The following is a 10,125-nucleotide window of genomic DNA, read 5'->3' on the forward strand; positions in this document are numbered from 1 at the left end:
CCGGCGGTCCGCCCGCCGGTCCGGCGCGGCGCGAAGCCGCCCGCAATGAGTTACAGCCCGGTCGGCACCGGGACCCACAGCTCGCTCCGAGGCGGCACTCGGCCGGTTCCCATCCGGCCGCGCCAGCATGGGCCGCATGATCGCCTCCCCCACTCCGACCACGCCCGGGTCCGCTCCCGGGCCCGTCCGCGCCGTGCGCAAGGCGGTCGTGCCGGCCGCCGGGCTCGGCACGCGGTTCCTGCCCGCGACGAAGGCCACCCCCAAGGAGATGCTGCCGGTCGTCGACAAACCCGCCATCCAGTACGTCGTCGAGGAGGCCGCCGCGGCCGGGCTCGACGACGTACTGATGGTCACCGGACGCCACAAGCGGGCTATCGAGGACCATTTCGATCACGCTCTCGAACTGGAGCAGACCCTCGCGGCCAAGGGCGACACCGTCCGTCTGGACGCGGTGCGCGACCCGGCGCGGCTGGCCGACATCCACCACATCCGGCAGGGCGACCCGCTGGGCCTCGGCCACGCGGTGCTGTGCGCGCGTCGGCACGTCGGCGACCAGCCGTTCGCCGTGCTGCTCGGCGACGACCTGATCGACCCGCGCGAGTCCCTGCTCAGCCGGATGCTGGACGTGCGCGACCGGCGGGGCGGGAGCGTCGTGGCGCTGATGGAGGTCGAGCCGGACCAGGTCCACCTGTACGGCTGCGCGGCCGTCGAGCCCACCGGCGAGGACGGTGTCGTCCGCGTCACCGGCCTGGTGGAGAAGCCGTCGCCGGAGCAGGCGCCGAGCCGGTACGCGGTGATCGGCCGCTACGTCCTCGACCCGGCCGTCTTCGGCGTCCTGGAGCGTACGGGGCCGGGGCGCGGCGGCGAGATCCAGCTCACCGACGCCCTGGGGACCCTCGCCGAGGGCGGCACGGTGCACGGCGTCGTCTTCGCCGGCCTGCGCTACGACACCGGGGACAAGGCCGACTACCTGCGCACGGTGGTCCGGATGGCCTGCGACCGGACCGACCTGGGACCGGGGTTCAGGTCGTGGCTGCGGGAGTTCGTGACGGGGCTGAGCGAGGCGGACGGTCCGGACGGGGCGACCGAGACGGACGGTCCGGACAGGGCCGCCGAGGCGGACGGTCCGGACGAGGCGGGGACGGCGGACGAACACCTCGCCGCCTGACCCGCTGCTCCCTCTCCCTCCTCCGGCTCCGGCTGGTCCGATGACGGAGGGCCCGGCCAGGCACCACCCGGCCGGGCCCTCGCCCCTTCCGTCCCGCGCCCTCAGCCGTTGGGCCGCAGCGTCCAGGTCACCGTCATCTCGCCGGTCACGGCGCCGTCCTCGCGCTCGATGGCGACGCTCACCGGGAACTCGGGGCGGCGGCCCTCGTCCAGTTCCGCGACCACCTCGGCGGCGGGCCGGCCGAGCGTCGCCGTTGCCTTCACCGGGCCGAGCGCGATCTTCTTGAACGCGATCTCGGCGTTGACGGGAAGCGGCACGGCCCGCGACAGCTGGTCGCCGAAGGCGGCCAGGACGATCGCCCCGCTGGCCGACTCGCCCAGGGTGAACATGGCCCCGGCGTGCGGCCCGCCGACGTGGTTGCGGTACTCGCTCTGGTCCGGGAGGGCCAGCACGGCCTTCTCGGGACCGGTCTCCAGATACTCCAGGTTCAGGGTCCGCACCATCGGCACCGTGGCGGCGAGCAACTCGCCGATCGACATCTGGTCTGCGCTCATGACCCTTAGGTTACCCATGGGTAGCTTCGGGGGCCAGAGGCTGTGGGACCCGGCTCAGCCGATCCCGAACGCCCCCTCCGGCGGCTCGGGCGACGGCACCGCGTCCGCGTCCCGTACCGGCCGGGCGTCCCCGGCGAAGGCGCGCAGGGCCGCACCGTGCTCCACCCGCGCCGGGAAGGCGTCGGCGGCCGTGCGCCGGGCCAGCGCGGCGGTGTCCAGCGGGCGGTGGGAGGCGACGAGCACCGCGTTGCCGAACCGGCGTCCGCGCAGCATCCCCGGCTCGGCGATCAGGACCAGCTCCGCGAAGAGCGTGCCGAGGGTGGCGAGCTGGGAGCGGAGGAAGGCGAACGGCGCGGCGTCGGCGAGGTTGGCCAGGTAGACGCCGTCGGCCCGCAGCACCCGCGCCGCCTCGCGGACGTACTCCACGGAGGTCAGGTGCGCGGGCACGCGGGAGCCGCCGAAGACGTCGGCGACCAGGACGTCGGCCGAGCCGGCGGGGGCGGCGGCCAGCCAGTCGCGGGCGTCGGCGGCGTGCGGGGAGACGTCGGCGTCCGCGGGGAGCGGCAGATGCCCGGTGACCAGTTCCAGCAGGCCGTGGTCGAACTCGACCACGTCCTGCCGGGAACCGGGCCGGGTCGCGGCGAGGTAGCGGGGCAGGGTGAGCGCGCCGCCGCCGAGGTGCACCGCGTCGAGCGGGCGCCCCGGCTCCGCGACGGTGTCCAGGACGTGCCCGAGCCGCCGCGCGTACTCGAACTCCAGGTGCTCGGGCGCGTCCAGGTCGACGTAGGACTGCGGGGCCCCGTCCACGGTCAGCAGCCAGGCCCGCTCCCGGTCGACGTCGGGCATGAGCTTGGCGGTGCCGTGATCGGTGACGCGGGTGACGGGTATGGGCTCGTTCACCGCCCCATTGTGCCCGCACCCGCCCCGCGCCCCCGTGCCGAAAGCTCACTCCACGGTGGTCACCGTGCCCGCCCCCACCGTCCGGCCGCCCTCGCGGATCGCGAAGCCGAGGCCCGGCTCCAGCGGCACGTCCCGGCCCAGCGAGACGGCCATGGTGACCGTCTCGCCGGGCCGCGCGACGGCCGTCCCGCCCAGGTCGACGTCCCCGACGACGTCCGCCGTGCGGATGTAGAACTGCGGCCGGTACCCGGTGGACAGCGGCGTCGCGCGTCCGCCCTCCCGCGCGGAGAGCACGTACACCCGCGCGGTGAAGGACCGGCGCGGCACGACGCTCCCCGGTACGGCCACCACGTGACCGCGGCGGACCGCGTCGCGGGCGACGCCACGCAGCAGCAGCGCGACGTTGTCCCCGGCCTGCGCCTCCTCCATGGGCTTGCCGAAGGTCTCCAGGCCGGTGACGACGGTCTCGACGGACGCGCCGAGGACCTCGACGCGGTCGCCGATCCGCACCGTGCCGCGTTCGACGGCGCCGGTGACGACGGTGCCGCGCCCGGTGATGGTGAGGACGTTCTCCACCGGCATCAGGAAGGGCGCGTCCAGGTACCGCTCGGGCATCGGCACATAGGTGTCCACCGCGTCGAGCAGCGCCTCCACGGACGCCGTCCAGCGCGGGTCGCCCTGGAGCGCCTTGAGCCCGGAGACCCGTACGACGGGGGCGGTGTCGCCGCCGTAGCCGTGCGCGGTGAGCAGCTCGCGGACCTCCAGTTCGACCAGGTCGGTGAGTACCGTGTCCTCACCGTCATCGACGGCGTCGGCCTTGTTGAGGGCGACGACGATGTGGTCGACGCCCACCTGCCGGGCGAGCAGCACGTGTTCGGCGGTCTGCGGCATGATCCCGTCCAGCGCGGAGACGACGAGGATCGCCCCGTCCAGCTGGGCGGCGCCGGTGACCATGTTCTTGACGTAGTCGGCGTGGCCGGGCATGTCGACGTGCGCGTAGTGGCGGGTGTCGGTCTCGTACTCGACGTGCGCGATGTTGATGGTGATGCCGCGGGCGGCCTCCTCGGGGGCCCGGTCGATGCGGTCGAACGGCACGAACGCCGCGCCGCCGCGCTCGGCGAGGACCTTGGTGATGGCGGCGGTCAGGGTGGTCTTGCCGTGGTCGACATGGCCCATGGTGCCGATGTTGAGGTGCGGTTTGGTGCGGACGTACGCCGTCTTGGACATGACGATGCCTCGAAGTGTCGTGAGGAGAGGAGTCTCGTGCGCGAGGAAGGTCTCGTGAGCGAGAGGGGGACCCCGGTGACCCACCGACCCTCCCCCTGCGGGGTCCGCCGGGCGATCCGGGGAGGGTCAGCTTCGGGCGCCGTCGACCGTGACGGTCGGCGGGGCGATGACGGCAGCCTTCACGGCATCCGCAGCGGCTGCGGATGCGTCGAGGTGGAAGGCGTACCGGAACATGACGCCGATCATCGCCGACGCTTCGTCCCACGTCGAATGGTTTTTTATGGCACGGGAGTTCGATCGTGAACGGTTGTGCGCGACGATTGTCTTTGCCCGCCTGTGACAGTCGTGAGACGGACCATACGGCGATCACACACATTTGTCGGTTAGTGTCACCGGATGCTCGATGCCACCACCCGCTCTGGGGGCACCGCCACGGCCTCTCCCCGGGCCGCAGCCGGCACCGCCGGTCCGGCCGTTCCGGCCGCGCCGACGGGAATCACCGCGCGTGCGGCGAGAATCCTCCTCTCCCCGTGGTCCCGGCTGTCCCTCCTCGTCCTCCTGCTCGCCTCGGCCGCCTCGGCGGTCCTGCTGTTCCAGCCGCAGAAACTGCTGGTGCACGGCTGGCCACCCCAACTCGGCGGCGCCGCGGCGGCACTGGCGTACGCGGTCGCGTACGGCCTGTGCACCGTCGCCTTCGTGCCCCGGCCCCTGCTGAACCTGGCGGCGGGCGCCCTCTTCGGCTCACAGCTCGGCCTCGGCTCGGCGCTGGCCGGCACGGTGCTCGGCGCCGGGCTCGCCTTCTGCCTGGGCCGTATCCTCGGCCAGGAGGCGCTGCGCCCGCTGCTGCGCGGCAAGTGGCTGAAGGCCGCCGACGGGCAGCTCAGCCGGCACGGCTTCCGGTCGATGCTGGTGGCCAGGCTCTTCCCCGGCGTGCCGTTCGCCGCGGCCAACTACTGCGCCGCGATCTCCCGGATGGGCCTGCCCTCGTTCCTGCTCGCGACGGCGCTGGGCTCGATCCCGAACACCGCCGCGTACGCGGTCGCCGGGGCCCGTGCCGCCACGCCCACCTCCCCCGCCTTCCTGATCGCGCTGGCCTGCATCGCCCTGCCCGGTCTGGCCGGCGCGGTGGTGGCCTGGCGCAAGCGGAAGCAACTGCGGGCCCGCTGACCGGGCCGGGTCCGGCGCGGCCCGCGCCCGCCCCTGTTCCTGTCCCTTCACCGAGGGGCGCTACGCTGCCCCTCGGCACGCCCGATCCTGATCAACACAAGCGTCGGCTCGGTGCGTCCCGTCGCCCGTTCCACGATCGGCACTTGGACTCCGTTACCTCATGTCTTGGTTTGAATCCCTCATCCTCGGACTCGTCCAGGGGCTGACCGAGTTTCTTCCCGTCTCCTCCAGCGCGCACCTGCGGCTGACGGCGGCGTTCTCCGGCTGGCACGACCCGGGCGCGGCCTTCACGGCGATCACGCAGATCGGCACCGAGGCCGCGGTGCTGATCTACTTCCGCAAGGACATCACGGCGATCATCTCGACGTGGAGCCGGTCTCTGGTCGACAAGGAGCTGCGCAAGGACGCCAACGCCCGGATGGGCTGGCTGGTGATCGTCGGCTCGATCCCGATCGGCGTGCTCGGCCTGACCCTGAAGGACCAGATCGAGGGGCCCTTCCGCGACCTGCGGGTCACCGCGACCATGCTGGTCGTGATCGGCATCGTGATCGGTGTCGCGGACCGGCTGGCGGCGCGCGACGAGAGCGGCGGCCGGCACCGGGTCGCCAAGCAGCGCAAGGAACTGACGGACCTCGGCGTCAAGGACGGCCTGATCTACGGCCTCTGCCAGGCCGCGGCGCTCATCCCGGGCGTCTCCCGCTCGGGCGCGACGATCAGCGGCGGCCTCTTCATGGGCTACCGGCGCGAGGCCGCGGCCCGCTACTCGTTCCTGCTCGCGGTGCCGGCCGTGCTCGCGTCGGGCGCGTTCGAGCTGAAGGACGCCCTGGAGAGCGACCATGTCGCCTGGGGCCCGACGCTCTTCGCGACGGTGATCGCGTTCGTGGTCGGATATGCCGTGATCGCATGGTTCATGAAGTACATCTCCACCAAGAGCTTCATGCCGTTCGTCTACTACCGGGTCGCCCTCGGCATCGTGATCATCGTCCTGGTCTTCATGGGCGTGCTGAGCCCGGACGCGGGCGAGCCGGCGCACTGACCCCGGCTGTCTTATTGACCCCGGCTGTCTTATGTGTAGCCGTCCGGTAGCGCACTGTCAGTGCTTGCGCCTAGGCTTGTGGCATGTCCCCCGAAGTCCCGAACCGCGGTTCAGCGCGCTCCGCCGCTGAGTTGAACGAGCGGATCCGCGCGCTGTGGCGTCGCGCGGGCGGGTCGCTGACGGTCCAGGAGCGCGCCGAGTACGAGCTGCTCGTGGTGGAGTGGGCCGCGGCCGCCCGGGGTGAGGTGATCGAGGCGGCCTGACCGGGCCGCCTCAGCGTCCGCCCGCCACCCGCAGTACCGTCCCCGTCGTGTACGAGGCGTCCGGCGAGAGCAGCCACGCGATGGCCGCGGCGATCTCCTCGGCCCGGCCCGCGCGGCGCAGCGGAATGCCCGGCGCCATCCGCCGGACCCGGTCCGGGGCGCCCATCGCGGCGTGCATGTCGGTGTCGACCAGGCCGGGGGCGACCGCGTTGACGCGGATGCCGTCCTCGCCCAGTTCCTTGGAGAGACCGACCGTCAGCGCGTCGACACCGGCCTTGCTGGCGGCGTAGTGCACGTACTCCCCCGGGCTGCCGAGGGTCGCGGCCCCCGAGGAGACGTTGACGATCGCGCCGCCGCCACGGGCGGACATCAACCGGGCCGCGCGCCGCGAACAGAGCAGGGTGCCCAGCAGGTTGACGTCGAGGACCCGGCGCAGGTCGGCGGTGCGGGCGTCCGCCAGCCGGCCGAGCGGGCCGGTCACCGCCGCGTTGTTCACCAGTCCCGTCACCGGCCCGAGCCGCGTCTCGGCCTCGTCGAAGAGCCGCTCGACGTCCGCCTCCGCCGATGTGTCCACCCGCACGGTGACGGCCCGGCCGCCGGCCGCGCGCACGCCGTCCGCCACCGACTCGGCGGCGGCACCGTCCCGTACGTACCCCACGACGAGGTCGTGTCCGTCGGCCGCCAGCCGCAGGCAGGTCGCCGCGCCGATCCCCCGGCTGCCGCCGGTGACCACGGTGAGGGGACGCGTCATCGGATCCTCCACTGATTGCTTCTGATCGATCATCGATCATTCTAGATGTCTCTTCGGTATGTCGGTATGTCTCTTCGGTGGAGGCACTGCGGTCGGTGTGATCGACTGAGGGGCCCGGCCGCGCACGAGCCGGGCGCCGCTGGGTAGGGAGCCGCTCATGAAGACGCTCGGTCACCGGCCGGCCTCCCCATTGCGGCGCTCACTCGTCGCCGTGGTCGTCGGCGCCCTGCCGGTTCTCGCCTTTCCCGCCCCGTCGCTGTGGTGGTGCGCCTGGTTCGCGCTGGTTCCCTGGCTGCTGCTGGTGCGCGCGGCGCCGACCGGGCGGCGTGCGGCGTACGACGGCTGGTGCGGCGGGTTCGGATTCATGCTGGCGATGCACCACTGGCTGCTGCCGAACCTGCACGTGTTCACGTTCGTCATCGCCGCGCTGCTCGGCGCGTTGTGGGCGCCGTGGGGGTGGCTCGTGCGGCGGCTGCTCGGCGTGACGCCGTCGGCGGGCCGGACGGCGGCAGCCCTCGTGGTCGTGCCGTCCGGATGGCTGGCGGTCGAACTGGTCCGCTCCTGGCAGGGGCTCGGCGGTCCCTGGGGGGTGCTCGGCGCCAGCCAGTGGCAGGTCGCGCCCGCGCTGCGGCTCGCGTCGGTCGGCGGGGTGTGGCTGGTCGGCTTCCTGATCGTCGCGGTGAACGTGGCGCTCAGCGTCCTTGTCGCCGTGACCGTCACCGTCACCGTCAGTAGGGAGCGCGGCGACCGGGGTGCCGCCACCGCGCGGCGGCTCACGCTGACCGCCGTGGCGGGCCTCGCCCTCGCGGCCGTCGCCGTCTCCGCGGCCTGGGTGTGGTCCCCGCGGCCCGCGGCCGGTGGTGACGGCGGCGCGGAACGGGTGCGGATCGGCGTCGTGCAGGCCGGTGCCGCGGCCGGTACCGGCAGCCCCGCGCGCCGCTTCGACCGCGAGGAGCGGCTGACCCGCGCCCTCGCCGGCCGTGGTGTCGACCTGGTCGTGTGGGGCGAGAGCAGCGTCGGCTTCGACCTCGGCGACCGCCCGGACCTGTCCCGGCGGCTCGCGGCGCTGGCGCGGGAGACCGGCGCGAGCGTCCTGGTCAACGTGGACGCGCGGCGCTCCGACCGGCCCGGCATCTACAAGAGTTCGGTACTGGTGGGCCCGGACGGGCCGTCCGGGCAGCGCTACGACAAGATGCGGCTCGTCCCGTTCGGCGAGTACGTCCCCGCCCGCTCGCTCCTCGGCTGGGCCACCTCCGTCGGCAAGGCGGCGGGCGAGGACCGCAGGCGGGGCACGGAGCAGGTGGTGATGGACGTGGGCGGCGGACTGCGCGTCGGCCCGATGGTCTGCTTCGAGAGCGCGTTCCCCGACATGAGCCGCCACCTCGCCGAGGACGGCGCCGAGGTGCTGCTCGCCCAGTCGTCGACGTCGACGTTCCAGGAGAGCTGGGCGCCGGAGCAGCACGCGTCGCTGGCCGCGCTGCGCGCCGCGGAGACCGGCCGCCCGATGGTGCACGCCACGCTGACGGGGGTCTCCGCCGTGTACGACGCGAGCGGCGCGCGGACCGGGCCGTGGCTCGGCACCGACACGAGCGGCGCCCGGGTGTACGAGGTGCCGCTCGCGCACGGCACGACGCCGTACGTCCGGTTCGGCGACTGGGTCCCGTACACGGCGCTGCTGGTCCTGCTCGTCTGGGGCGTGGCCGAGGGCGTGCGGACACTGCGGCTCAGGCGGCGTGTTCCCGGACCGCGCGTACCACCCGCTCGCACAGCTCATGGGTCGCCAGCGCGTCCCGGGCACTGAGCACCTCGCCCGCGCGGACGGCGTCGAGGAAGGTGAGGACGGCCTGCTCGATGCCGCGCTGCCGGGACACCGGCACCCAGTCGCCGCGCCGCCGCACGGTCGGCTGGCCCTTGTGGTCGATGACCTCGGCGAGGTTGACGACCTGCCGCTTGGTGTCCTGGCCGGAGACCTCCAGGATCTCCTCCGCGGAACCGCTGAGCCGGTTCATGACGCCGAGCGCGGTGAAACCGTCGCCGCCGAGCTGGAGCACGACGTGGTGGAGGAGGCCGTCGCGGACGCGGGCGCGCACGCTCACGTCGTCGATCTCGCCCGGGACGAGGAAGCGCAGGGTGTCGACGACGTGGATGAAGTCGTCGAGGATCATCGTGCGCGGTTCCTCGGGCAGCCCGGTGCGGTTCTTCTGCAGCAGGATCAGCTCGCGCGGATGCTCGGCGCACTGTGTGTAACCGGGGGCGTGGCGCCGGTTGAAGCCGACGGCCAGGCTCACGCCGCGTTCCTCGGCGAGGGCCACCAGCCGCTCGGAGTCGGCGAGTTCGTAGGCGAGGGGCTTGTCGACGTACGTCGGGACCCCGGCCCGCAGGAGCCGGGTGACGATCTCGGGGTGGACGTCGGTCGGGGCGTGCACGAACGCGGCGTCGAGGTCCTGGGCGAGCAGCGCGTCGAGGTCGGCGTGGCGCCGCTCCGGCGGTACACCCAGTTCGTCGGCGACGCGGGTGAGGGTCGCGGGCGTCCGGGTCTGCAGGTGCAGCTCGACACCGGGCCGGAAGGCGAGCACCGGGAGGTACGCCTTGCGCGCGATGTCGCCGAGTCCGATGCAGCCGACCTTCACGGGTGTTCTCCTAAGAATCTCCGGCGGGGGCGTCAGCATACGTGGGCGTCCGGCGTCACCCCCGGCCGTCCTGGGGACTCCGTACGGGGCCGGACGTCACCCGTGCGGGGCAACCTCCGCTTGTCCGTCCCCACGCGGCGCCGCGCAGCCAGCAGAGTGGCGCGGGTGCAGAGAACGACGACCACCGCAGCGCTCCTGGTGACCGTGGCTGTCTCGGCCGTGACCGGCTGTGTGACGGTCCCGCGTCCGCCCGCCCCGGGCCCGGCCGCGTCCGACGCCCGGACGTCCGCCCCGCATCCGGACGTCTCGCGGCGGCCCCGGGCCGTCGAGGCACCGGCCCGCGAGGCGCTGGAGATGATGGGTCCCTCCCGGCGGCCGGACCACGGTAAGCGGGCGCCTCGGCATCCGGCGCCGTCGGCCGCCGCGACG

The 10,125-nt window shown here is 73.5% G+C and carries 11 protein-coding genes and 1 pseudogene; 7 read left to right on the forward strand and 5 right to left on the reverse strand.

Translation table 11 applies throughout. The features are described 5' to 3' along the window. Positions 1 to 127: 127 nt before the first annotated feature. A complete protein-coding gene (gene galU, locus UW392_RS62700; RefSeq protein WP_414497692.1) occupies positions 128 to 1,168 on the forward strand; it encodes a UTP--glucose-1-phosphate uridylyltransferase GalU in 1,041 nt (346 codons plus the stop codon). A 101-nt stretch (positions 1,169 to 1,269) separates the two neighbouring features. Here the strand turns inward: galU and UW392_RS62705 are convergent, their stop codons facing one another. The 3 genes from UW392_RS62705 to tuf form a co-directional block, all read right to left on the reverse strand. Next, positions 1,270 to 1,707, reverse strand: a complete 438-nt coding sequence (locus tag UW392_RS62705) for a DUF4442 domain-containing protein (RefSeq protein ID WP_320784473.1) — start codon at positions 1,705 to 1,707, stop codon at positions 1,270 to 1,272. 69 nt (positions 1,708 to 1,776) lie between these two features. Then, a complete protein-coding gene (locus UW392_RS62710; RefSeq protein WP_320784464.1) occupies positions 1,777 to 2,622 on the reverse strand; it encodes a fused MFS/spermidine synthase in 846 nt (281 codons plus the stop codon). A gap of 45 nt (positions 2,623 to 2,667) precedes the next feature. Continuing rightward, positions 2,668 to 3,849, reverse strand: coding sequence for an elongation factor Tu (gene tuf, locus UW392_RS62715; protein WP_320784465.1), 1,182 nt, complete (start codon positions 3,847 to 3,849; stop codon positions 2,668 to 2,670). A gap of 166 nt (positions 3,850 to 4,015) precedes the next feature. Here tuf and UW392_RS62720 point away from each other — a divergent pair, with 166 nt between their 5' ends. From UW392_RS62720 to UW392_RS62735, 4 genes are all read left to right on the forward strand, one after another. Next, complete coding sequence (locus UW392_RS62720; protein WP_320784466.1) at positions 4,016 to 4,189, forward strand: hypothetical protein; 174 nt, start codon at positions 4,016 to 4,018, stop codon at positions 4,187 to 4,189. Positions 4,190 to 4,245: 56 nt separating this feature from the next. After that, the gene (locus tag UW392_RS62725) at positions 4,246 to 5,016 is read left to right on the forward strand and encodes a TVP38/TMEM64 family protein (protein ID WP_320784467.1); all 771 of its coding nucleotides are present in this window, start codon (positions 4,246 to 4,248) and stop codon (positions 5,014 to 5,016) included. A 160-nt stretch (positions 5,017 to 5,176) separates the two neighbouring features. Further along, positions 5,177 to 6,052 (forward strand): undecaprenyl-diphosphate phosphatase, encoded by an 876-nt coding sequence (locus tag UW392_RS62730; RefSeq protein ID WP_320784468.1) that lies wholly within the window; start codon positions 5,177 to 5,179, stop codon positions 6,050 to 6,052. Positions 6,053 to 6,135: 83 nt separating this feature from the next. Further along, positions 6,136 to 6,315 (forward strand): hypothetical protein, encoded by a 180-nt coding sequence (locus UW392_RS62735; protein ID WP_320784469.1) that lies wholly within the window; start codon positions 6,136 to 6,138, stop codon positions 6,313 to 6,315. 10 nt (positions 6,316 to 6,325) lie between these two features. On the opposite strand, the gene UW392_RS62740 is transcribed toward UW392_RS62735, so the two are convergent. Continuing rightward, positions 6,326 to 7,066: an SDR family NAD(P)-dependent oxidoreductase gene (locus UW392_RS62740; protein WP_320784470.1), complete on the reverse strand. Its 741-nt coding sequence runs from the start codon at positions 7,064 to 7,066 to the stop codon at positions 6,326 to 6,328. Positions 7,067 to 7,223: 157 nt separating this feature from the next. Between UW392_RS62740 and lnt the strand changes: the two genes are divergently transcribed. After that, positions 7,224 to 8,867, forward strand: coding sequence for an apolipoprotein N-acyltransferase (gene lnt, locus UW392_RS62745; protein ID WP_320784471.1), 1,644 nt, complete (start codon positions 7,224 to 7,226; stop codon positions 8,865 to 8,867). On the opposite strand, the gene UW392_RS62750 is transcribed toward lnt, so the two are convergent. Further along, entirely contained in the window at positions 8,791 to 9,696 is a 906-nt protein-coding gene (locus tag UW392_RS62750; RefSeq protein WP_320784472.1) for a Gfo/Idh/MocA family oxidoreductase, read from the reverse strand. The two genes, lnt and UW392_RS62750, sit on opposite strands and share 77 nt — an antisense overlap. A 165-nt stretch (positions 9,697 to 9,861) precedes the next feature. Here UW392_RS62750 and UW392_RS62755 point away from each other — a divergent pair. Next, a pseudogene (locus tag UW392_RS62755) lies at positions 9,862 to 10,125 on the forward strand (hypothetical protein); the annotation flags it as partial.

The sequence above is a fragment of the Streptomyces sp. CRN 30 genome, assembly GCF_034105845.1.